General features: G+C 71.5%; 20 protein-coding genes, 1 tRNA gene, 1 pseudogene and 1 riboswitch. Of the genes and pseudogenes, 10 read left to right on the top strand and 12 right to left on the bottom strand.

What is annotated here, in order from left to right; genetic code table 11:
• Nucleotides 1–2: 2 nt before the first annotated feature.
• The 3 genes from lhgO to OG972_RS19845 all read left to right on the top strand — a co-directional run bounded on the left by lhgO (nt 3) and on the right by OG972_RS19845 (nt 3,828).
• Nucleotides 3–1,259 carry an L-2-hydroxyglutarate oxidase gene (gene lhgO / locus OG972_RS19835; RefSeq protein ID WP_266983363.1) on the top strand — a complete coding sequence of 419 codons (1,257 nt, stop codon included), beginning with the start codon at nt 3–5 and terminating at the stop codon, nt 1,257–1,259.
• A complete protein-coding gene (gene trmB, locus OG972_RS19840) occupies nt 1,252–2,061 on the top strand; it encodes a tRNA (guanosine(46)-N7)-methyltransferase TrmB (protein ID WP_266983365.1) in 810 nt (269 codons plus the stop codon). Before lhgO ends, trmB begins: the two co-directional genes overlap by 8 nt.
• A 117-nt stretch (nt 2,062–2,178) precedes the next feature.
• Nucleotides 2,179–3,828, top strand: coding sequence for a PrsW family intramembrane metalloprotease (locus OG972_RS19845; RefSeq protein ID WP_266983367.1), 1,650 nt, complete (start codon nt 2,179–2,181; stop codon nt 3,826–3,828).
• Here OG972_RS19845 and OG972_RS19850 read toward each other — a convergent pair.
• The 6 genes from OG972_RS19850 to OG972_RS19875 form a co-directional block, all read right to left on the bottom strand.
• Nucleotides 3,747–4,691: an aldo/keto reductase gene (locus OG972_RS19850; RefSeq protein ID WP_266983369.1), complete on the bottom strand. Its 945-nt coding sequence runs from the start codon at nt 4,689–4,691 to the stop codon at nt 3,747–3,749. The genes OG972_RS19845 and OG972_RS19850 overlap by 82 nt on opposite strands.
• A gap of 155 nt (nt 4,692–4,846) precedes the next feature.
• The gene (locus OG972_RS19855) at nt 4,847–5,953 is read right to left on the bottom strand and encodes a M23 family metallopeptidase (protein ID WP_266983371.1); all 1,107 of its coding nucleotides are present in this window, start codon (nt 5,951–5,953) and stop codon (nt 4,847–4,849) included.
• 11 nt (nt 5,954–5,964) lie between these two features.
• Nucleotides 5,965–6,117: riboswitch (cyclic di-AMP (ydaO/yuaA leader) on the bottom strand.
• A gap of 261 nt (nt 6,118–6,378) precedes the next feature.
• A complete protein-coding gene (locus OG972_RS19860) occupies nt 6,379–7,533 on the bottom strand; it encodes a PP2C family protein-serine/threonine phosphatase (protein WP_266983373.1) in 1,155 nt (384 codons plus the stop codon).
• A 225-nt stretch (nt 7,534–7,758) separates the two neighbouring features.
• Nucleotides 7,759–7,832, bottom strand: a tRNA-Met gene (locus OG972_RS19865).
• Nucleotides 7,833–8,344: 512 nt separating this feature from the next.
• Complete coding sequence (locus OG972_RS19870) at nt 8,345–9,541, bottom strand: flotillin family protein (RefSeq protein ID WP_266983375.1); 1,197 nt, start codon at nt 9,539–9,541, stop codon at nt 8,345–8,347.
• Nucleotides 9,542–9,640: 99 nt separating this feature from the next.
• Entirely contained in the window at nt 9,641–9,862 is a 222-nt protein-coding gene (locus OG972_RS19875) for a hypothetical protein (RefSeq protein WP_266983377.1), read from the bottom strand.
• Between the two features lie 196 nt (nt 9,863–10,058).
• Here OG972_RS19875 and OG972_RS19880 point away from each other — a divergent pair, with 196 nt between their 5' ends.
• Nucleotides 10,059–10,475 (top strand): SHOCT domain-containing protein, encoded by a 417-nt coding sequence (locus tag OG972_RS19880; RefSeq protein ID WP_266983379.1) that lies wholly within the window; start codon nt 10,059–10,061, stop codon nt 10,473–10,475.
• On the opposite strand, the pseudogene OG972_RS19885 reads toward OG972_RS19880, so the two are convergent.
• Nucleotides 10,429–11,621: pseudogene (locus OG972_RS19885) on the bottom strand (sulfite oxidase). The gene OG972_RS19880 and the pseudogene OG972_RS19885 sit on opposite strands and share 47 nt — an antisense overlap.
• Before the next feature lie 156 nt (nt 11,622–11,777).
• Between OG972_RS19885 and OG972_RS19890 the strand changes: the two are divergent.
• Entirely contained in the window at nt 11,778–13,163 is a 1,386-nt protein-coding gene (locus tag OG972_RS19890; RefSeq protein WP_266983381.1) for an FAD-binding oxidoreductase, read from the top strand.
• A 73-nt stretch (nt 13,164–13,236) separates the two neighbouring features.
• Nucleotides 13,237–13,485, top strand: coding sequence for a hypothetical protein (locus tag OG972_RS19895; RefSeq protein ID WP_266983383.1), 249 nt, complete (start codon nt 13,237–13,239; stop codon nt 13,483–13,485).
• Between the two features lie 132 nt (nt 13,486–13,617).
• Here the strand turns inward: OG972_RS19895 and OG972_RS19900 are convergent, their stop codons facing one another.
• Complete coding sequence (locus OG972_RS19900; RefSeq protein WP_266983386.1) at nt 13,618–14,121, bottom strand: DUF5994 family protein; 504 nt, start codon at nt 14,119–14,121, stop codon at nt 13,618–13,620.
• Between the two features lie 45 nt (nt 14,122–14,166).
• Nucleotides 14,167–14,769 carry a DUF5994 family protein gene (locus OG972_RS19905; RefSeq protein WP_266983388.1) on the bottom strand — a complete coding sequence of 201 codons (603 nt, stop codon included), beginning with the start codon at nt 14,767–14,769 and terminating at the stop codon, nt 14,167–14,169.
• Between the two features lie 257 nt (nt 14,770–15,026).
• On the opposite strand from OG972_RS19905, the gene OG972_RS19910 reads away from it, so the two are divergent.
• The 3 genes from OG972_RS19910 (at nt 15,027) to cobM (ending at nt 17,650) form a co-directional block, all read left to right on the top strand.
• Nucleotides 15,027–15,434: an SSI family serine proteinase inhibitor gene (locus OG972_RS19910; RefSeq protein ID WP_266983390.1), complete on the top strand. Its 408-nt coding sequence runs from the start codon at nt 15,027–15,029 to the stop codon at nt 15,432–15,434.
• A 189-nt stretch (nt 15,435–15,623) separates the two neighbouring features.
• Nucleotides 15,624–16,904: a precorrin-6y C5,15-methyltransferase (decarboxylating) subunit CbiE gene (gene cbiE, locus OG972_RS19915; RefSeq protein WP_266983392.1), complete on the top strand. Its 1,281-nt coding sequence runs from the start codon at nt 15,624–15,626 to the stop codon at nt 16,902–16,904.
• Nucleotides 16,901–17,650, top strand: coding sequence for a precorrin-4 C(11)-methyltransferase (gene cobM, locus OG972_RS19920; protein ID WP_266983393.1), 750 nt, complete (start codon nt 16,901–16,903; stop codon nt 17,648–17,650). The genes cbiE and cobM overlap by 4 nt, the downstream gene beginning before the upstream one ends.
• A gap of 18 nt (nt 17,651–17,668) precedes the next feature.
• Here cobM and OG972_RS19925 read toward each other — a convergent pair whose 3' ends face one another.
• Nucleotides 17,669–18,784 carry a cobalt-precorrin-5B (C(1))-methyltransferase gene (locus OG972_RS19925; RefSeq protein WP_266983395.1) on the bottom strand — a complete coding sequence of 372 codons (1,116 nt, stop codon included), beginning with the start codon at nt 18,782–18,784 and terminating at the stop codon, nt 17,669–17,671.
• Nucleotides 18,785–18,799: 15 nt separating this feature from the next.
• On the opposite strand from OG972_RS19925, the gene OG972_RS19930 reads away from it, so the two are divergent.
• Complete coding sequence (locus tag OG972_RS19930) at nt 18,800–19,546, top strand: cobalt-precorrin-6A reductase (protein ID WP_266983397.1); 747 nt, start codon at nt 18,800–18,802, stop codon at nt 19,544–19,546.
• A gap of 7 nt (nt 19,547–19,553) precedes the next feature.
• On the opposite strand, the gene OG972_RS19935 is transcribed toward OG972_RS19930, so the two are convergent.
• Both OG972_RS19935 and OG972_RS19940 read right to left on the bottom strand, forming a co-directional pair.
• Nucleotides 19,554–21,068, bottom strand: coding sequence for a precorrin-2 C(20)-methyltransferase (locus OG972_RS19935; protein WP_266983399.1), 1,515 nt, complete (start codon nt 21,066–21,068; stop codon nt 19,554–19,556).
• 2 nt (nt 21,069–21,070) lie between these two features.
• Nucleotides 21,071–21,697, bottom strand: a complete 627-nt coding sequence (locus OG972_RS19940) for a precorrin-8X methylmutase (RefSeq protein ID WP_266983401.1) — start codon at nt 21,695–21,697, stop codon at nt 21,071–21,073.
• Nucleotides 21,698–21,717 lie beyond the last annotated feature (20 nt).

The raw sequence follows: 21,717 nt of genomic DNA on the forward strand, positions 1-21,717 counted from the left end.
TGATGACGACTCACGCGGCGTACGACTGCGATGTGCTGGTGATCGGCGGCGGGATCGTCGGCCTGTCGACGGCGTATGCCCTCACGCGGACCGCTCCGGGCACGCGGGTGACGGTACTGGAGAAGGAGTGGGGCCCGGCGCGCCACCAGACGGGGCGCAACAGCGGGGTGATCCACAGTGGCATCTACTACCGCCCCGGTTCGCTGAAGGCCCGCTATGCGGTGCGCGGCGCCGCCGAGATGGTCGACTTCTGCGCGGAGTACGGCATTCCGCACGCGGTGACCGGCAAGCTGATCGTCGCGACCGAGCGGTCCGAGCTGCCCCGGCTGCACGCCCTGGTGCAGCGCGGCCGGGAGCACGGGCTGCCGGTGCGGGAGCTGGGGCCCTCGGGGATCGCGGAGTACGAGCCGCAGGTCCGCGGGCTCGCGGCGATCCGGGTCGGGACGACCGGGGTGTGCGACTTCAAGGCGGTTGCCGAGCGGCTCGCGGCCGAGGTGCGCGGCGCGGGCGGGCTGATCAGGTTCGGGGCGGAGGTCACCGCGATCGACCGCCGCCCGTGGGGTGTGGCGGTGCGGACGGCGGACGGCCGCGTCGTGCGGGCCCGGGTCCTGGTCAACTGCGCGGGGCTGCACTGCGACCGGGTGGCGCGGCTCGCGGGCGACGAGCCGGGCATGCGGATCGTGCCCTTCCGCGGGGAGTACTACGAGCTGACCAGGCCGGAGCTGGTGCGCGGGCTGGTCTACCCGGTGCCGGATCCGGCGTTCCCGTTCCTCGGGGTGCACCTGACCCGGGGCCATGACGGCGGCGTCCACGTCGGGCCGAACGCGGTGCCCGCGCTGGCCCGCGAGGGGTACGGCTGGCCGGTCGTACGCCCACGTGAGCTCGCGGACACGCTGACCTGGCCGGGCTCCTGGCAGATCGCACGCAGACACTGGCGGTACGGGGCGGGCGAGGTGCACCGTTCGCTGTCGAGGAGCGCATTCACCGCGGCCGTCCGGCGGCTGCTGCCCGAGGTCACGGAGGACGACCTGCGCCCCGCCCCGTCCGGTGTCAGGGCCCAGGCGGTGCTGCGCGACGGCACGCTGGTGGACGACTTCCTGATCCGTGAGGCCCCGCACACCGTGCACGTGCTGAACGCCCCGTCGCCCGCCGCGACGGCCTCTCTGCCCATCGGGCGGGAGGTGGCACGCAGGGCGCTGCTCCGGGCACAGGGAACGGGGTGGAAGCCGCCCGCCGTAGAATCGGGGCATTGTGTCTGAGTCCTTGAACCCCGCCCCCGAGACCGACGAGGCCCACGATCTGCGTGCCGCCGCCTTCGAGCGGCAGCGCAGGCTGCGTCAGGAGCCGCGCTTCCCCGGCGGGCCCGCCGCCGATCCGGCCGGTTCGCACCACGAGCGCCGGATCCGCAGCTTCCAGCCGCGCCGCAGCCGTGTCACACCCGGCCAGGAGGACGCTCTGCAGCGGCTCTGGCCGAAGTGGGGCCTGGACATCGACGGGCAGTCGGTCCTCGACCTGCCGGAACTGTTCGACGGGCTTCCGATCGTGCTGGAGATCGGCTTCGGGATGGGTGAGGCCACCGCGCAGATGGCGGCAGACGACCCGGGCACCGGCATACTCGCCGTCGACGTGCACACCCCGGGCCAGGGCAATCTGCTCGGTCTCGCGGACCGGAACGGACTGTCCAACATCCGGGTGGCCAACGGTGACGCGATCATCCTGCTGCGCAAGATGCTGCCGCCGGACTCGCTCGACGGGCTCCGGGTGTACTTCCCCGACCCGTGGCCCAAGAAGCGCCACCACAAGCGGCGCCTGATCCAGCCGGAGTTCCTCGATCTGGCGGCGCAGCGGCTGAAGCCGGGAGCCGTGCTGCACTGTGCGACCGACTGGGAGCCGTACGCCGAGCAGATGCTCGAGGTGCTGACCGCGCACCCCCTGTTCGAGAACACGGCGGCGGACGGCGGCTACGCACCGCGGCCCGCGTTCCGTCCGCTGACCCGGTTCGAGGGACAGGGCCTGGACAAGGGCCATGTCGTGCACGACCTGCTCTTCGCCCGTAGCTGATCTTTCCACCGCTGCCGGCTCCTCACCCGTGGCTGAGCTGCGGATTTCCTGACGGGGCGGCACGCGCACCTCGTCGCCCCATGGTCAGCTGTCAGTCCCCCTCGTTAGGGTCATGGGGTGTCCGACGGGTCTGTCCAGCAGCAACAGTCGCAGCCGGCCGTCCCGCTCCTCGAGGAGCAGCGGGTCGGCGAGATCCTGGCGGCCGTGCCGGAGCGGGGTCAGTGGCGCTACCGTCCGCGCCGCGTCGGCATGGTCTGGCGGAGCAAGACGTTCCGTATCGCTGCGGTCTTCACGGTGCTCGCGCTGTGCGGGCTGGTGATCCTGGCCCTGGTCCGCGCCCAGACCGGCACCGAAGGATTCCTGGTCGGGCTCGGTCTGGCCGTGCTGCCCGTCCCGCTCCTGATGACGGCGTTCCGCTGGCTGGACCGGGTCGAACCCGAACCCTGGCGGAATCTGCTGTTCGCCTTCGCCTGGGGTGCGTGCGCCGCCGCCCTGGTCGCGATCATCGCCAATTCGTTCGCGACCCGCTGGATCGCGGCGGCCACGGCGGACCCGGCGAGCGCGGACACCCTCGGGGCCACAGTGATAGCGCCGGTCGTCGAGGAGAGCGCGAAGGCGGCGGCCGTCCTGCTGATCTTCCTGTTCCGGCGGCGGGACTTCGGCGGTGTCGTCGCCGGCGTCGTCGTCGCCGGCTTCACCGCGACGGGCTTCGCCTTCACCGAGAACATCCTCTATCTGGGCAACGCGTTCGGCGAGGACCAGCAGATCGGCAACTCGGGCCTGGCGTCGGTGACGGCCGCGACCTTCTTCGTACGAGGGGTGATGACGCCGTTCGCACATCCCCTCTTCACCGTGCTGACCGGCCTGGGCTTCGGCTTCGCGGCGCTCAGCGCACGCCGCCACCGCATCCGCCGCATCGCACTGCCGCTGCTCGGACTGGTCCTCGCCATGGGCATGCACGCCCTGTGGAACGGCTCGGGGACGTTCGGCCCGTACGGCTTCTATGTCGTGTACGGGGTGTTCATGGTCCCGGTCTTCGGACTGGTCACCTGGCTGGCGATCTGGTCGCGCCAGCGGGAGCTGCGCACCCTGGCGACCGAGCTGCCCGCGTACGCGGCCGCCGGCTGGCTGACCCCCGCCGAGCCGCTCGCGCTCTCCTCGATGCGGGCCCGCGGCCTGGCCCGGGACCTGGCGCGCCGGCAGCACGCGCAAGCGGGGTACGGAGCCCCGGGTTACGGGTACGCCGCTGCCTACGGCCCCGCCCACGGCGCTCACAGCCGGATCGCGGCGCAGGTACGCAGTCACGCCAAGGCGCAGGCCAGGGCGCGCGGCAAGGCGGCGGCCCGGGCGGTCGCCGAGTACGAGTCGTTCGCGACGTCCCTGGCGTTCCTGCGCCGCCGGGCAGGCCGCGGAGCGGCGGAACCGGACTTCACCGCACGTGAACTGGAACTGCTGCACCATCTCTGGCAGCGCCGGGAGGTGGCCGCCCCCGCCCTGGCGTACGCGGCACAGGCGACGGGCCGCCTGCGCCCGCGGTACATGGCCCCGGCGCCGGTTCCCGCAGCAGTACCAGCCATACGGCAGCCACAACCCGTACCTGTCACCCCCTGGGCAGCCGTATCACCAGCCGCCCCACGGACAGCAGCGCTACGGGAACCGGCCGCCCCGGCATCCCTGGTGACGGGTCAGGCGGACGCCTCGGTGAGTTCCGCCAGCTCCTGCTCGGTCAGCCGGAGGCCGGCGACGGCCACCAGTGCGGGCAGCTGATCGACCGTGCGGGCCGAGGCGATCGGGGCGACTACGGTCGGACGGGCGGCGAGCCAGGCCAGGGCGACGGTCGCGATCTCGGCGCCGCGCTCCTGGGCCACCTTGTCGAGTGCGGCCAGGACCTTCCGGCCCCGCTCCGACTCCAGGTGGCTGCCGGCCTTCTCGGCCCGGGCGCTCTCCACCGACGTGCCCGGACGGTACTTGCCGGTGAGGAAGCCGGAGGCCAGGGCGAAATACGGGACGGCGGCGAGCCCGGCGCGGGCGGCGGTGTCCTGGAGCTCGCCCTCGTAGGTGTCACGGGAGACAAGGTTGTAGTGCGGCTGCAGGGCGACGTAACGGGCCAGTCCCTCGCGCTCGGAGAAGTCCAGGGAAGCCTGGAGGCGCTCCGGGCTGATGTTGGAGGCGGCGATGGCGCGCACCTTGCCGTCCTTCACCAACTGGTCGAGAGCAGTGATGATCTCCTCGACCGGGACGGTCTCGTCGTCGAAGTGCGTGTAGTAGAGATCGATGTGGTCGGTGCCGAGGCGGCGCAGTGACTGCTCGGCCGCGGCCTTGATGGTGGTCGCGGAGAGGCCCTTGTACGCGGGATGGGCGCCGACCTTCGTCGCGACGACGATGTCGGAGCGGTCGGAGCGTGCGGCGAGCCACTTGCCGATGACGGTCTCCGACTCGCCGCCCTCGTTGCCCGGGACCCAGGCGGAGTACGCGTCGGCGGTGTCGATGAAATTGCCGCCCGCCGCGGCATACGCGTCGAGGACGGCGAACGACTGCGCCTCGTCGGCGGTCCAGCCGAAGACGTTGCCGCCGAGGGCGAGCGGGAAGACCTGAAGGTCGGAAGAGCCGAGCCTGCGGAGAGAAGTCATAAGTGGATCAACGAAATCCACCGATGCCGCTATTCCATGCATGGCACACGGGAAAGCCGTGGAGAAACGGACCGGCAGCCCTGACGTCGGGGGGTGAGCGTCAGGACTGCCGGGGATCGGTGGCGGGCCGGCGGGACCGGCTCGCGTTCCTCGGGTCAGACCGTGAGGCCCTTGTCGCGCAGCCAGGTCATCGGGTCGATGCCCGTGCCGCTCGAGGTGTGGACCTCCAGGTGGAGGTGAGGTCCCGTCACGTTTCCGGTGGCGCCGACGCGGCCGATGGTCTCACCGGTGGTGACCTTCTGGCCGACGCTGACGTTGATCGACGACTGGTGACAGAACCACAGCTCCGTACCGTCCTCGAGCTCCAGGACCGTGCGGTAGCCGTAGGAGCCGGACCAGCCCGCCGACTTGATGGTGCCGGTGTGGATGGCCTTGATCGGGGTGCCGGTCGGCGCCGCGAAGTCGAGACCGGTGTGGTAGCCGGAGGACCACATCGAACCGGCTTGGCCGAAGGTCGAGGTGATCGTGTACGAGGAAGTGGGGATGGCGTAGCTGGCGGCAAGTTTGGCGAGCCGCTCGGCCTCGGCCTTCGCCTTCGCCTCTTCCTCCGCCTTCTTCTTCGCGGCCTCGGCCTTGGCCTCCGCGACGTCCTGCTTCTGCTTCGCCTCGGCTGCCGCCTTCTCCGCGGCGGCCTTCTCCTCAGCCGCCTTGGCCTCCGCGTCGGCGGCGTTCTGCTGCTGCTCGGCCTGCTGGAGGATGCGGGCGCGGAGCGCCTCGCCGGCGTCGGTGGCGCCCTGCTCGGCCTCGGCGGTGGTGATGCCCGCGCTGGTCAGCGGTGCGGCGGCGGTCTTGACCTGGGCCTGGTCGGTGGCGGACTCGTCGGAGAACAGCGCGCCCACACCGGGGAGGGAGCCGGCGTCGGGGAGATTGTCCGCGATGGAATCGGGAAGGGAGATGGAGACCGGCGGCTTGCTCTGCGCGGTGGCCATGCCGCCCGCGCCGACGGCCGCGATGACGCCGACACCGAGAACCGTGGAGCTACGGGCGAGCCCGTTGCGCTGCTTGGCGACGCGGTGCCTGCCGCGTACGGGGCGGACGGACTCCTCGGTGGGGTTCCATTCCTCCCAGGCCCGGTCGGTCTCTCCGAAGCCTTCGGTCCCGAACTCGGTGGTGAACTCGGGATCCGTCCCGGATCCGTACTCAGTGGTGAAGTCGGAGCCGAACCGGGAAGGGGCTTCGGGGGCAGGCTTGTTGGACGCCACGGGGGCGCGCTCCTTTCCTTCCTTCTCGCCTACCGGGTTAGCTGACGGGTTCGGAGCAGGAAGGTCTCCTACGGATTCCTCTGCCTCTCACGAGACACAGGTGTCCGATTCACCCCATGTAGGTGGTTCCCCGGTTCCCTTGCGGAATTCGGCGCTCGCGCACGGGTGCCGCCACTGACGACGGCTGGGACGACCGCGCTGCGTTATCGAACGTTAATAGACACACGGGTCCGATTCCAAGCCGTTCCCACTGATCGTTGACGACCTTGGCCTGGACTTTACGGGACACAACCGGGTGGAATCGGGCTAATTGACCCGGTCTCAGTCACTACCGTCTTTCTGACGTTGCGTCAAATGTTATGCGGAGCGGCACTCTTCGATTACGCACGGTGGCATCGCCCTCGTGTGCTCACCGCGGTCGCGTCTCATTCCTGCCCGCGCCCCACGATCTTCACGGTCCTGCGCCGCTCCGGCTGCCCCTCTGCGGGCCGTGCGACCGCGACCAGCGCCAGGTCGTCGGTGGACTTGCCGCCCGTGTGCAGCCGTACGTCATCGGTCAGTGCGGACAGCAGCTCCTCGGGCCCGGGGAAGAGCGATCCGCGCAGCCGGGCCGCCGGATCGTAGAAGATCCCCTGTTTGTCCCGAGCCTCGGAGAGACCGTCGGTGTAGACGAGCAGCGTCGTCCCGGCGGCCAGACTCCAGACGTCGGCCTGGTCCGGCCATACCCCCAGGCCCATGCCGAGCGGCAGCGCGGGCACGCTCGGCACCAGCACCTCCACCCCGCCGTCGGCGTGGAGCAGCAGCGGCTCGGGATGGCCGCGGTTGACGATCCGTACCTCGGCAGCGCCGTGCGGGATCTCGGCGAGTGCGGCGGTGACGAACCCCTCAACCGGATCGATCCCGCCGCGCCGCTCCCCCTCCCGCGCCAGCGCCCGCTCCAGCCGCTGCGCCACGTCCTCCAGCGAAGCCTCCTGCTCGGCGGCCTCCCGGAACGCGCCGATGATCACCGCCACCGCCTCGACCGCGTCGAGCCCCTTGCCCCGCACGTCCCCGACCACCAGCCGCACGCCGTGCGGGCTGTCCACCACGGCGAACAGGTCGCCGCCGACGAACTCGTCCGCCTGCGCCGCCTCGTACCGCGCGGCGATCTGCAGCCCGCCGATCCAGTCGTTCGGCTTCGGCAGCACGGCCCGCATGGCGGTCTCCGCGATGACCCGCGCCGAAGCAAGCCGCTCGTTGCCGCGGCGTACGACTCCGTTGACGAAGAGGGCGAGGATCGAGACGGTGAGCACGGTGACGACCTCGATGAACGGCACGACGTGCGGAAGCGAGCCACTCTGGCTCCGCAGGACGAGGATCGAGAGCAGCGAGGCGGCGCTGATACAGACGGTGCTCGCCAGCGAGAAGAACGGTGCGGCGACCAGCGGGGCCGCCACGAACAGCGGCACGGCGGTGAACGGCGGTGGAGTGAGCATGTCGAACACGAGTCCGACGACGATCATCAGAGCCGGCAGCACACGGATGAACCGCCGGGAACGACTGCCGTCTCCAACCCACCCCCCGCGCAGCTTCTCCGCCATCCCCACCTGTGGTCTCCTGCCCGGTACGCGCAGCGGTTCCTGCGGTCTCCTGCCCGATACGCCTGTGGTCTCCTGCGGTACGCGCCCGGCTGCGGACGGTGCCGCGCCCCACTCCCCCAGGCTTGCCGGAGCGGCGTCGCGTGGCGACTCCGCATCGGCCAATGGGGGACGGAAAACACGAATCAGGCCCGGCATGCTTCGTGCATGCCGGGCCTGTTTCTTCAGTAGCGGGGACAGGATTTGAACCTGCGACCTCTGGGTTATGAGCCCAGCGAGCTACCGAGCTGCTCCACCCCGCGTCGGTAAACACAACTCTACGCCATCCGGGACGGACGGTTGACCATTTACTGATCCGCCTGCGCCCATCCACGCCCGCCGCTGCCCCAAGATGGCGAACTCGAGAAGCAGTTGCCGGCGAAGTGCCTTCTGCCGCAAGGCATCTGCCGCACCCTCCGGACCGGTGGGCCGCCCGTGCGAGAACGCCGCTGGGCACGCGCCGTCGCCTTGCCCGACGGCGCCCTCCCGGCCTCTCGTCGCAGCCTGCCCGGAGGGCCTCCGACGATGAACCGCGCCGCTCGCCCTGCCCGTACCGACCACACCCCGCAGCCGCCCGTGCGCGGGCAGTCATCAGCGGCCTCGGTTCATCGCGGGGTTCATGGGGCCTCTGCTGTATCAGCGAAAGGTTTCCGCAGCCGCGCAGGCAGCGACCGATGCGGGTGCCACCACCCCCGCAGCGGAAGCCCCCACAACGAAATCCCTCGTGGCGGAATCCTCCGTACCGGAGGCCTCCGGTACGGAGAAGCAGCCCGGCTCAGCTCGAGTCGGTGATGCGCGGCGCCCGCTTCGCGTCGACCGCCGGCTTCGCCGCCTTCGCGCCGCGCTGGAGTGCGTGGAGGATCGCCAGCCCCTGGCTGACCACGCCCGCCGCCATCTCGTTGACACCGTTGGTGCCGTTGAGCACGGTGAGGTCGGCCCCCGACATCCCGCGGGCGGCCGCGTCGGCCAGGGCCGGCAGGTTCTCCACGATGCGGTTGGCCGCGATCAGCTCCTGATTGCCGTCCCGGAGCGAGGCGGCACGCGCGGTGTTGGCGTCGGCCTGCGCCTGGGCAAGGGTCCTTTCGGCGTACGCACTGCCGTCGGCCTGGAACTTCGCCTGGTCGCGGGCGGCCTCGGCGAGCGTGCGCTGCCGGTACGCCTCGGCGTCGGCCGGACGCCTGACCTCCGCCTCCAGCCGTTGCGCGGCCAGCGACGCCTGCCGCTCGGCCAGTGCGGTCTGCTCCTCGACGACCTCGTGCGAGGCCCTGGCCTGGGCGAGCGGTCCGGCCTGGGCGGCGCGGGCGTTGCACTGCTCGGTCTCGGCGAGGAAGCCGGCCCGCTTGATCGCGGTGTCCCGTTCGTACTCGGCCTTGAGCGCCGCGGCCTGCTGCTCCCGCTCGGCCGCCTCCTGGTCGGCCCTGGCCTGGGCGATCCGCGCCTGGCTGGCGACGGCGGCCGCGTGCGGGGCGGCGAGGTTCTTGATGTAGCCGGTGGAGTCCTCGATCTCCTGGATCTGGAGGGCGTCCACGACGATGCCGAGCTTCTCCATCTCGCCGTGGCTGCCCGCGATGACCTCCTGGGACACCCGGTTCCGCTCCCGGATGATCTGCTCGACGGTCAGCCCGCCGACGATGGAACGCAGGTGTCCGGCGAAGATCCGGCCGGCGAGCTCCTCCATCTGGTCCTGTTCGGACAGGAAGCGGCGGGCGGCGTTCGCGATGGAGACGGCGTCGTCACCGACCTTGAAGACGGCGACGGCGCGGACGTTGAGACGGATGCCCTGCTGGGTGACGCAGTCCTCGGTGATCTCCGCCTCGCGCAGCGCCAGGGAGAGCATGCGCACCTTCTGCTTCACCGGCACGACGAAACTGCCGTGACCGGTGACGATCCGGAACTGGGTGTCGTGCGTCTGCCGTTTCGATCCGGAGATGAGCATCGCCTCGTTGGGGGCGGGAACGTGCCAGAACAACATGAGCGGACTCCTGCCGTACGCCTTTTCTCGACGTGATGTCCCGGTGCGGCGGCGCTCATCGCTGTCCCCCGGCGTCGTTCCCCGGCGTCGGTTCGCAGTTCAGGACGGCAGGCGTTCGACGATCACGCCGCGTGCCGAGACCGAGTCGACGACAACGACGCGTACGTCCCTGTCGATCGACATCGCCGACCATGCGGTGTAGGCCTCCGACCCACCCCGTACGGCCACCAGTACTTCGCCGGGGCCGTTCGGCGGGATCGGCACGGTGACGCGGCCGATCGCCCCGATCGGGCTCCAGGCGGACCCATCTGCGGCGCTCATACGCCACACGCCTCCCTCGGTCATTCCACGGTACTCCGCGCCGCCTCTGCGGGAACGGCCCCTGAGGAACGGTCCGTACGACAGCGAGCAGGGTCCGAAATCTGATGATATGACTGATTGAGGATTCAGTCGTTCAGGGGCTGTGTCACCGACACGAAGCGACGAACCGAACGACGCGACGACCAGGGAGCGGAACGTGGACGACTACCCTCTGCTCAACCTCTTCTGGACCATGCTCTGGTTCTTCCTCTGGATCATGTGGCTCTTCCTCCTCTTCAAGGTCATCGCGGACATCTTCCGCAGCGACGACCTCGGCGGCTGGGCGAAGGCGGGCTGGCTGATCCTGGCCCTGGTGCTGCCGTACCTCGGCGTCCTGATCTACGTGATCGCCCGCGGTAAATCCATGGGGAAGCGCGACGTCGCGGAAGCCAAGGAGCGGGAAGCCGCCTTCAAGGCGTACGTACGGGAAGCCGCCGCCACCGGAGACACGACCGGCGCGGCGAAACGCGGCGGCAGCAGCGTCGAGGAACTGGCGAAACTCGCCGAGCTGAAGGACCGCGGCGCGATCACGGACGAGGAGTTCCAGCGGGCGAAGACGAAGCTCCTCGTCTGAGCTCACCCCGCTCCGCAGTGGGCTCGCCCCACCCACAGTGGACGACGATCCGCTGGACCAGGTTGTTGCCGAAGTCGCCGCGGTTCCACGGCTGGGTGAGGGGCTGGACCCGGCCCCCGGCATCGGTGGCACGGGCGCTGAGGACATGGGTGCCGGGCACCGCCTTCCACGGCGCCTGCCACCGTTGCCAGGCCCACGTGTGCCTGCCGTCCCCGTCCGGCGGGGCGAGCTCGGCGTCGTACCAGGAGCGGCCGTCGTCCGTGCTCACCTCGACCCGGGCGACCGGCGGCTCCCCCGACCAGGCCCGGCCCCGGAGCAGCACCCGGCCGGGGCGTACGAAACGGGTCCGGGACATGAAGTCCGGGAACCCGGGCGGGATCATCAGCGCCCGTGGGGCCATCCGGGTGACGGCTTCACCGGGATCGTCGGGCTCCTGCCGGTAGCGGTAGGCGGTCGTCTGCTGGAAGCCGGTGAACGGGGTCTCGGTGAGCCGGATCTCCCGAAGCCATTTCACGTGCGCCATCCCGTACCAGCCGGGCACCACCAGCCGCAGCGGATGGCCGTGCTGCGGCGGCAGCGGACCGCCGTTCATCGCGTACGCCACCAGCACCTCCGGTGTGTCGCCGGTGGCCACGTCCACCGGCAGGCTCCGCCGGTAGTCCTGCTCGACGCCCCGCTCGATACCGTGGTCGGCACCGCAGAACACCGCCTCGACGGCGTCCGGCTCGACCCCGGCCTCGGCGAGCAGCAGCCGCAGCGGCACGCCCGTCCACTCCGCCGTACCGACCGCCTCGACCAGCCACGGCTGGCTCACCGGCCGCGGTACGAGCCGGGCCCGGCCATTGCCCGCGCACTCCATCGTGACGCGCAGTGTGACGGCCGGGAACGACCGCAGCGCGTCCAGGTCCAGTGCCAGCGGCGTCCGGACCCTGCCGTGCACGGTGAGCTGCGCGGAGCCGTCCCGGATCTCGGGATGTCGTAGTGGACCAGCACGTAGTGCAGTCCGGGCGGGGTGATGTCGTAGCGCAGCGCCTCCAGCGGCAGACCGTGGTTGCGGGCGGCGAGCGCGAGTTCCTCCGGGCTGATGCCCTCGCCGGGCTCTGCGAGGCGCCCCGGCGGGCTCACATCACCAAGGGGTCCGTCCATGGATTCATGGTGCGCCCGTCCGGGCAACCCGCCACCGCTCCTGACCTCCCGCACACCGCATCCCGCTCTTTGCGCCGCGCCTGCCGATTGCACGGCCCTCCGACCGGCGGGAGCGTGGAGAGGACAGCGGTCCGCACCCGCGGCAAGGAGATGGTCATGGACTCCACCACGCTCGCAGCGATGAGGGCCGCGTTGCGCGGTCCGGTCATCGGCCCGCAGGACCCGGAGTACCGCGACGCCCGCACGATCTACAACGGCATGATCGACCGGCGTCCGGCCGCCGTGGTGCGGTGCGCGGACGCGGCGGACGTCATGGCCGCGGTGGACTTCGTCCGCGACGAAGGTCTCGAACTCGCCGTGCGGGGCGGCGGACACAGCGGAGCCGGTCTGTGCCTGGTGGACGACGGCGTCACCCTCGACCTGTCACCGATGCGCTGGGTGCACATCGATCCCGCCGCCCGGACCGGCCGGGTCGGCGGCGGCACCCTGCTCGGCGATCTCGACCACGCCGCCCACGCGTTCGGCCTGGCCACTCCCTCCGGAATCCTGTCGACGACCGGGGTCGTCGGCCTCACCCTCGGCGGCGGCCACGGCTATCTCACCCGCAGGTACGGCCTGACCGTGGACAACCTTCTCGCGGCGGACGTCGTCCTGGCCGACGGCAGCCACGTCACCGCGAACGAGAACGAGAACTCCGACCTGTTCTGGGCGCTGCGCGGCGGAGGCGGGAACTTCGGCATCGTCACCTCGTTCGACCTCCGGCTGCACCCGGTGGACACCGTGGGCGTCGCGATCACCGTGTGGCCGGTCGACCGGATCCGCGAAGTCCTCGAGTGGTACCGGGACTTCCTGCCGCAGGCGCCCGAGGACCTGAACGGCTTCTTCTTGGCGCTCACCGTCCCGCCCGGCCCGCCGTTCCCCGAGGAGATCCACGGCCAGAAGATGTGCGGCGTCGTCTGGTGCTGGACCGGCGACCCCGAGCTCCTCGACGCCACCCTGAAGGTCGTGGACGAACCGGGTCCGCCCGCCTTCCACTTCACCTCGCCGATGCCCTACCCGGCGCTCCAGACCATGTTCGACGCACTGCTCCCGAGCGGACTGCAGTGGTACTGGCGGGGCAACTTCTTCGACCGGATCACGGACGACGCCATCGCCGTCCACGCCAAGTACGCCGAGAACCTCCCCACGGACCTGTCGACGACGCACCTGTACCCGGTCGACGGGGCCGCCCACCGGATCGGCCCGGACGACACGGCCTGGGCGTACCGGGACGCCGTCTGGTCCGGCGTCATCGCGGGCATCGACCCCGACCCGGACAACGCCGAGGCGATCAGGCAGTGGTGCGTGGACTACTGGGAGGAGCTGCATCCGCAGTCGATGGGCGGGACGTACGTGAACTTCATGGGCGCGGGCGAGTCCCAGGACCGGGTACGGGCCACCTACGGCGACCACTACGACCGGCTCGCGGCCGTCAAGCAGGTGTACGACCCCGACAATTTCTTCCACGCCAACCAGAACATCGCGCCGGCCGGCCGGCACTGACCGCCCTCCGGTTCCTCGGCCGTCGGGTGCCGCCCGGCGAGCGCGGCGGCCTCGGCGGTCCTACCGTCAAAGCATGGGTGTTTTCATCAAGTTGGTGGAGAATCGTCCCCCCAAGGAATACGCGGAGGGGGGCGTGGCGGACATCTCCTATGCGGACATCACGGAGCGCGACTCCGAGATGGTCTACGAGTACGACGTGCTCCCGAGCGGAATTTTGAGAATCCTGCAGGTGGCGAAGGGGGAAGCCCCGGTCATCCATGCAATCTATGCGCCGGGGCTCTGGTTCCGTGTCGAGGGGCAGTGGCACGGCAATGCGGAGTAGGCGGAGTAGAACGGGAAATGACCCATTTAAGACCGAATTATGGGTGTACTATAAAAGGCAGTAACACTCTCACGTGTGGCGCCCTGGAAAGGCTCCGGTGGCGAGACCATCGGAGTCGCTTCCATGTGCGCGTCAGCTCGGTGGAGCGGGAACGATGCCCGTGCCCATGAGGATCTGCTCCGCGGACGCGCTGTTGCCGTCCTGCACGGCCATGGCCATCGCTACGCGCGCGGCGGCCGCGCCGGCCTGTGGCGGGATCACCAGGAACGAGAAGTGGTCCTGATGGCCACGCGTGACGATCATCGTGCTGTCGTCGACGGCGGACCAGTCGATACGGACGGTCCGACCACCGATCACCAGGTGGCCCGGCGCATCGTCCCAGGCGCTCGCGTCCAGACCGACCCGCGCGACGGGTCCCAGCCGGGCGACCAAGGCGTCGATCAGGCAGGGCAGCTGGGACGCTATGTCGCGGGAACGCGGCCACCACGCACCGTCGAAGGTCCCCTCACGGTTGGAGGTCGTCTCCATCCGCAGCACCGCGGTCCCGGGAACGATCGGCTGGCTGCTCGTGTCCGAGAGGAGCAGGAGCGGCGCCGCGTCATCGGTACGGGTATGAGCGTGCGCATCCGACGTCATGGCGAGCCACTCCTCCGCACGCGCAGGTCGATGAAAACCATGCCCTCACATCCCTTCCGTCGGGCCCGGCGCCCGGGCGACGGCTGCTCCGACAAGGCGTCGTGAGGCCGGACGGGCGCTGTGGCCGCCTTCGGAGTCCCAGACCGTCTCACGGACGAGGTCCCAGTCGGCCTCGGCCGCGGCCCGGAAGAGTTCGGCCTCCCGCATCAGCCCGCTCGCGGTGAGGCTCCGCGCCGGATCAGCGGCTGCGGTCAGCAGCCAGGCGGCGGTACCCGGGTCCGTCTGCGGCGGGATCACCAGCAGGTCCCAGCGGCCGATGGTGTAGGAGAGGAGCAGCAACGTGTTCGGGTCCTGTTCGGGCTTGAACCAGCCGACGTGGACCACGTGCCCCTGGACGGGCACCTTCCGTGGGATCACGGGCCAGACGGTGGGGTTCACCGTCACGCGGGTGATCCGCCCCCACAGCGGGTCGAGCACCGCTGTCAGCGCGGGAAGTTCCGCCGTCAGATCGCGAGAACGCGGCCACCACGCACCGTCCAGCAGAGCAGGAGCGGTGCCGGCCGGGGCCAGCGAGAGGCGCGGCGGCAACGAGGACGAAGAGAAGGTCCGGTCGTCGACCGCGGGCGTGTACACAATGGTCGCAGTCATGACGCGGACCCTGCCCCGGGCCGGTGTACACCGGCCCGGTGTGGTGAATCGCCGAGAACGACACAGGCTCGGAAACTCATGTACGGAATGTCCTCGGTACGTCCAGGATACTCCGGCGGGGCACCCGGCTGAGTGCGGCGGCCCTACGGACATGAGCTGTCCCCAACGGATCGAACGGCATGCCGGAGGCCTCCGCTCACTCCTCCCGGAAAGGACGCCGCTCGTGTCCTCGCGACCGGCTGTTCGTTACTCAGACCATGATCGTCTCTTCCGTCGCCCGGTGTCTGGCCGCGGCCTCGCTGGCCGCAGCCGCCCTGGCCACGCCCCTGCTCCTGACTCCCGCGGCGCACGCCGACGCCCGGGAGAGCAGCCTCTTCCTGACGGTCTCCGGCAGCGAAAACACCTGGATCCGCGGCATCGGCCTCCAGTGTCCGCTCACCTCCCGGAGTCACCACCCGAAGGCGGCGGAGGCCTGCGCCGCCCTGAACGAGGCCGGGGGCGACCTCGACGAACTGCCCGGCAACCCGCACCCGTGCCCCCTGATCCACGACCCCGTCACGGTCACCGCGCAGGGGACGTACAACGGCGCCGCGTTGGACTGGCAGCGCACCTACCCGAACGCCTGCGTCATGGAGGCGACCGCGGGGCCCGTCTTCGACTTCTGAGAGCCTGTCGGCCCCGAACGCCCCTGCCCGGCGCGCGGACCGGGCAGGGGCGTCAGGAGAAGCGTCGGCCGGCCCGAGGCGTTCCGACGTACGTATGGCGATGCTCACCTGCCGGGAACGATCTCAGCGGTCAGCGCGAACAGTAGAGTTTCGGCTGCGTCAAACCCCCCGAACACCGAGGTACCGGCCGTGATCCCCGCAGAGCCCGCAATACCCCCGCCCCCTGCGCCCACCGTCGTCGGGATCGGTGCCGACGGGTGGGAGGGACTGCCCGGGACCTCGCGCACGGCACTGCTCCGCGCCGAGGTACTGATCGGCGGCGCACGGCAGTTGGAGCTGCTGCCGCCGGAGTGCGCGGGACAGCGGGTGCCCTGGCCCTCGCCGCTGCGGCCCGCCGTGCCCGGTCTCCTGGCCGCGCACCAGGGGCTCCGCATCGCCGTACTCGCCAGTGGCGACCCCATGTTCTACGGCATCGGGCGCGCCCTCTGCGAGGAGTTGGGCGCCGGGAACCTCCGCGTCCTGCCGCATCCGTCCTCCGTCTCCTACGCCTGCGCCCGGCTCGGCTGGCCGCTGGAGGACACCGAGGTCGTCACGCTGGTGGGCAGGCCCGCCGCCCGCCTGGCCGCCGCCCTGCACGAGGGCCGACGCCTGCTGGTGCTGAGCGCGGGCGCCGGAACCCCCGCCGACGTGGCCGCGCTGCTGCGCGAACGCGGCTTCGGCCCCAGCCCGATGGGGGTGCTGGAACAGCTCGGCGGCGAGGCCGAGGACTGTGTCATGGGTACGGCCGACGGCTGGGCGCATCCGGCGGGCGATCCGCTCAACGTCATCGCGGTCGAGTGCCGTCGTGCGCCGGACGCGCTGCGGCTCGGCGCCGTACCCGGGCTGCCGGACGACGCGTACGAGCACGACGGTCAGCTCACCAAGCGGCATGTCCGCGCCGCCACGCTCGGGGCACTGGCCCCGGCGCCCGGCGAACTGCTGTGGGACATCGGCGGCGGTTCCGGGTCGATCGCGGTCGAGTGGATGCGCACCCACCCGTCCTGCCGTGCCGTCACCGTCGAACGCGACCCGGTGCGGGCCGGACGCATCGCCCGTAACGCGGACCGGCTCGGCGTCCCCGCGCTGCGCGTGGTCACCGGCCGGGCACCGGAAGCACTGGCCGGACTGCCGGTGCCGGACGCCGTCTTCATCGGCGGCGGGCTGACCGTGCCGAGGCTGCTCGACGCCTGCTGGGACGCGCTGCCCCCCGGCGGACGGCTGGTCGCCAACACCGTCACGCTGGAGTCCGAGGCGCTGCTCGCCGAGCGGTACCGGCGCCACGGCGGCGAGCTGGTGCGGCTCGCGGTGGCGCACGCCGTGCCGGTCGGCGGCTTCACCGGCTGGCGCCAGGCCATGCCGGTCACCCAGTGGTCCGTGCGCAAGCCCGTCGGCACCCCCTCGATACCGTCCTCGTCAGGAGAGAACAGATGACCGTGTACTTCATCGGCGCCGGGCCCGGCGCCGCCGACCTGATCACGGTGCGCGGCGCCCGCACGCTCGCCGCCTGTCAGGTCTGTCTGTACGCGGGCAGCCTGGTCCCCCGCGAACTGCTCGCCGAATGCCCGCCGGACGCCCGCCTCGTCGACACCGCGCAGCTCAACCTCGACGAGATCACCGACGAGTTGGTGCGCGCCCACGGGAACGGGCAGGACGTGGCCCGGCTGCACTCCGGCGACCCGTCCGTCTTCAGCGCGGTCGCCGAGCAGATGCGGCGGCTCGACACGGCAGGTGTGCCGTACGAAGTGGTGCCCGGTGTGCCGGCGTTCGCGGCGGCCGCCGCGGCCCTCAAGCGGGAGCTGACCGTGCCGACCGTCGGCCAGACCGTCATCCTCACCCGGATCGCCCACCGCGCCACCGCCATGCCGGAGGGCGAGGACCTGGCCACGCTCGGCCGCAGCGGTGCGCTGATCGTGCTGCACCTGGCCGCCCGGTACGTCGACCGGGTCGTCGAGGAGCTGCTGCCGCACTACGGGGCCGACTGCCCGGCCGCCGTGGTGGCCATGGCGTCCCGCCCGGACGAGCTGATCCTGCGCGGTTCGCTGAGTGACATCGCCGAGCAGGTGAAGGCCGCGGGGGTGATCCGTACCGCCGTCATCATGGTCGGCCGCACGCTCGGCGCCGAGCAGTTCCGCGACAGCCACCTGTACTCGGCCGAGCGCGACCGGCACGTCTGCTGACGGGCGGCGCCGACCGCGTCAGCGCACGTCGCTGCGGCCGACGACCGTGCCCGCCCGGTCGATGCAGATGACGTCCACGGCCACCGGCGCCCCGCGCAGCACCGACAGCGCCTGGTCGCGGGCGGCCGCCGCGACCAGGTCACCCAGCGGGACCCCGGCCGCCGCGCACAGCTGAAGAGCGGCCAGACCCGTGTTGGCGTCCGCCACCTCGGCGGTCAGCGACGCGTCCGCGCCGCCCTGCCGGGATAGTTCGGCGAGGAACCCCTTGTCGACCTGGGAGCGGGCGGAGTGCAGATCCAGATGGCCCGCCGCGAGCTTCGACAGCTTCGCGAAGCCGCCACAGACCGTCAGCCGGTCCACCGGATGCCTGCGTACGTACTTGAGCACCGCCCCCGCGAAGTCGCCCATGTCGAGCAGGGCGATCTCCGGCAGGCCGTACTCGGCGACGACGGTCTTCTCCGAGGTCGACCCCGTGCACCCCGCCACATGCGTGTGCCCCGCGGCGCGGGCCACGTCCACGCCCCGGCGGATCGAGTCGATCCACGCCGAGCAGGAGTAGGGGACGACGATCCCGGTCGTGCCGAGGATCGACAGGCCGCCCAGGATGCCGAGGCGCGGATTCCACGTGGACCGGGCGATCTCCTCGCCGTGATCGACGGACACGGTGATCTCGACGTCGCCCGTGTCCCCGTGGTCCGCCGCCACGCGCGCGATGTGGTCGCGCATCATCTGCCGCGGCATCGGGTTGATCGCGGGCTCGCCGACGTCGAGCGGCAGACCGGGGCGGGTCACAGTGCCCACGCCCGGACCGGCCCGGAACACCACGCCCGAACCCGGCGGCAGCCGGCGCACCGTGGCCCGTACCAGCGCGCCGTGCGTCACGTCCGGGTCGTCTCCCGCGTCCTTGACCACGCCGGCCGTCGCCCGGTCGCCGGCGAGCTCCTCCACCGCCAGCGCGAACGCCGGGCTCTGGCCCTTGGGCAGGACGACGGTCACCGGATCGGGGAAGTCGCCGCTCAGCAGGGCGGTGTACGCGGCGGTCGTGGCCGCGGTCGCACAGGCACCGGTCGTCCAGCCGGGCCGCAGACCGGTGTGTTTGAGTTGGGCGCTGCGCCCGCCCCTCGCCTCACTCATGTCTGGACCGATCCCATGCACGTACTCGTCCTCGGTGGCACCACGGAGGCCCGCCGTCTCGCCGAGCATCTGGCCGGGGCGCTCCCGGCCGGGGCCCGGGTCACCAGTTCGCTGGCCGGACGGGTGGCCAGTCCGAAGCTGCCGCCCGGCGAGGTGCGGGTGGGCGGGTTCGGCGGAGCCGAGGGGCTCGCCGCGTGGCTGCGTACGCACCGGGTCGACGCGCTCATCGATGCCACCCATCCTTTCGCCGGGACGATCAGTTTCCATGCGGCGTCGGCCGCCGCCGCTGCCCATGTTCCCCTGCTCGCTCTGCGCCGCCCCGGCTGGGTGCCCACGGACGGCGACCGCTGGCACCCGGTCGGATCCCTGGCCGAGGCGGCGCAGGCGCTGCCCGGGCTCGGGCAGCGGGTCTTCCTGACCACGGGCCGGATGGGGCTCGCCGCCTTCGCCGGTCTCGACTCGCAGTGGTTCCTGATGCGGTCGGTGGACGCCCCCGACGGACCGCACCCGGCGCGGATGGAGGTCCTGCTGGACCGGGGGCCGTTCACCCTCGACGGGGAGCGCGAACTGATCCGCCGTCACCGCATCGATGTCCTCGTCACCAAGGACAGCGGGGGCGACGCCACCGCGCCGAAACTGACCGCGGCCCGGGAGGCCGGTGTTCCGGTGGTGGTGGTCCGCCGGCCGCCGGTCCCGGACGGCGTTCCCGTGGTCCCCACGCCGGAACTCGCCGTGGACTGGCTGTCCGTCCTGCACGGCTGAGATGCCGTCAGACCTCCGGATACCGTCGCGGTGTCCACACGATCTGCTGACCGTCCCCCCGCCGCACCGACCGCGTCTGCGAGGACCCGACCAGCAGGATCGTCCGCATGTCGACCTCGGCCGGTTCCAGCTCCGCCAAGGTGACGATGCGTACGCTCTCCGAAGGCCCGCCCACATCCCGGCCCACCACCACCGGAGTATCCGGCGAACGGTGCTCCAGCAGCAGGTCACGGGCCTTGCCGACCTGCTCGGTGCGGGTGCGCGAACCCGGGTTGTACAGCGCCAGCACCAGGTCCGCCGCCGCGGCCGCGCGCAGCCGGGTGGCGATCACCTCCCACGGCTTGAGCCGGTCGGAGAGCGAGATCGTGGCGTAGTCGTGGCCGAGCGGCGCGCCCGCGCGGGCTGCGGCGGCGTTGGCCGCGGTCACCCCGGGCAGCACCCGCACGGGCACCTTCGCGTACGCGTCCTGCGAGGCGACCTCCAGGACGGCGGTCGCCATGGCGAAGATCCCCGGGTCGCCGCCCGAGACCACGGCCACGCGGCGTCCGCGCCGGGCCAGGTCGAGGGCGAACTCGGCACGCTCCGACTCCACCTTGTTGTCGGAGCCGTGGCGCGCCTGTCCCGGGCGGACCGGGACGCGGTCCAGGTACGTGGTGTAGCCGACGAGATCGTCGGCGGCGGCCAGCGCCCCGCGGGACTCCGGGGTCAGCCACAGCGGACCGGCGGGACCGGTCCCGACGACCACGACCTCACCCACGCGCTCCGCGTCCTCGGCCGCCTCCGGCCGGGGCGCGTCGATCCGGCTGGGCAGCACCGCAACAGCGAAGTACGGAACGGAATCCGGGTCGGTGCCCGCGAGATCGCCGGTGCGCTCCCCGGCCATCGTGGCGCGCTCCACGTAGTGCGCCTCGTCCAGTCGCCCGGAGGCCTCGAAGGCGCGCCGCACGGCGGGGAACGTGCGCCCCAGCTTCATCACCACGGCGGCGTCGGTGGCGGCCAGGCGGGCCGTCAGCTCCTCCTCCGGCAGCGTGCCGGGCAGGATCGTCAGCACCTCCTCGCCCTCGGCGAGCGGGGTGCCGAGCCGGGCGGCGGCGGCGCTGACCGACGTGACCCCGGGGATCACCTCGGTGGGATACCGGTCGGCGAGCCGCTTGTGCATGTGCATGTACGAGCCGTAGAACATCGGGTCGCCCTCGGCGAGCACCGCCACCGTCCGCCCGGCGTCCAGGTGCACCGCCAGCCGGGCCGCGGCCTCGCTGTAGAACTCCTCCATCGCACCCCGGTAGCCGCCCGGGTGGTCGGTGGTCTCCGTCGTGACCGGATAGACCAGCTTCTCCTCGATGTGGTCCGCGCGGATGTGCTCGGCGGCGATGGAGCGCGCGATGGACCGTCCGTGACGGGCGCTGTGGTAGGCGATGACATCGGCCTCGGCGATGGTCTGCACGGCGCGTACGGTCATCAGTGCCGGATCGCCGGGACCGAGCCCCACCCCGTACAGCCGGCCCGTGTTCTGCTCGCTCACTCTTACTCTTCCTCGCTGGCGATCGCGTTGAGCGCGGCCGCGGCTATGGCGCTGCCGCCGCGACGGCCCCGCACGACCAGGTGTTCCAGACCGGACGGGTGGTCGGCCAGGGCGTCCTTGGACTCGGCGGCTCCGACGAAGCCGACGGGCACACCGATGACGGCGGCCGGGCGCGGAGCGCCTTCCTCGATCATCTCAAGCAGCCGGAACAGGGCGGTCGGTGCGTTGCCCACGGCCACCACCGCCCCCTCCATGCGGTCCCGCCACAGCTCCATCGCGGCGGCGCTGCGGGTCGTGCCGAGCTTCCTGGCGAGATCGGGGACCGTGGGGTCCGACAGGGTGCAGATGACCTCGTTGTCGGCGGGCAGCCGCTTGCGGGTGACCCCGCTGGCGACCATGGCCACGTCGCACAGGATCGGCGCACCGGAGCGCAGCGCCGCGCGGGCACCGGCCACGACCCCCGGGGTGAAGTCGATGTCGCGTACGAGGTCGACCATGCCGCAGGCGTGGATCATGCGGACCGCGACCTGGCTGACGTCGGCGGGCAGCCCCGCGAGATCCGCCTCGGCGCGGATGGTGGCGAAGGACTGGCGGTAGATCGCCGGTCCGTCCTTCTCGTACTGGAACACGGTGGTTTCGCTCTCTCCGG

This window comes from Streptomyces sp. NBC_01669, assembly GCF_026339735.1.
Taxonomy (GTDB): domain Bacteria; phylum Actinomycetota; class Actinomycetes; order Streptomycetales; family Streptomycetaceae; genus Streptomyces; species Streptomyces yanii.

Coding starts and splice junctions, on each gene's coding strand:
- lhgO (WP_266983363.1), top strand. CDS start 3: ATGACGACTCACGCGGCGTACGACTGCGATGTGCTGGTGATCGGCGGC.
- OG972_RS19850 (WP_266983369.1), bottom strand. CDS start 4,691: ATGACTTCTCTCCGCAGGCTCGGCTCTTCCGACCTTCAGGTCTTCCCG.
- OG972_RS19860 (WP_266983373.1), bottom strand. CDS start 7,533: ATGGCGGAGAAGCTGCGCGGGGGGTGGGTTGGAGACGGCAGTCGTTCC.
- OG972_RS19870 (WP_266983375.1), bottom strand. CDS start 9,541: ATGTTGTTCTGGCACGTTCCCGCCCCCAACGAGGCGATGCTCATCTCC.
- OG972_RS19875 (WP_266983377.1), bottom strand. CDS start 9,862: ATGAGCGCCGCAGATGGGTCCGCCTGGAGCCCGATCGGGGCGATCGGC.
- OG972_RS19890 (WP_266983381.1), top strand. CDS start 11,778: ATGGACTCCACCACGCTCGCAGCGATGAGGGCCGCGTTGCGCGGTCCG.
- OG972_RS19895 (WP_266983383.1), top strand. CDS start 13,237: ATGGGTGTTTTCATCAAGTTGGTGGAGAATCGTCCCCCCAAGGAATAC.
- OG972_RS19900 (WP_266983386.1), bottom strand. CDS start 14,121: ATGACGTCGGATGCGCACGCTCATACCCGTACCGATGACGCGGCGCCG.
- OG972_RS19905 (WP_266983388.1), bottom strand. CDS start 14,769: ATGACTGCGACCATTGTGTACACGCCCGCGGTCGACGACCGGACCTTC.
- OG972_RS19910 (WP_266983390.1), top strand. CDS start 15,027: ATGATCGTCTCTTCCGTCGCCCGGTGTCTGGCCGCGGCCTCGCTGGCC.
- cobM (WP_266983393.1), top strand. CDS start 16,901: ATGACCGTGTACTTCATCGGCGCCGGGCCCGGCGCCGCCGACCTGATC.
- OG972_RS19925 (WP_266983395.1), bottom strand. CDS start 18,784: ATGAGTGAGGCGAGGGGCGGGCGCAGCGCCCAACTCAAACACACCGGT.
- OG972_RS19930 (WP_266983397.1), top strand. CDS start 18,800: ATGCACGTACTCGTCCTCGGTGGCACCACGGAGGCCCGCCGTCTCGCC.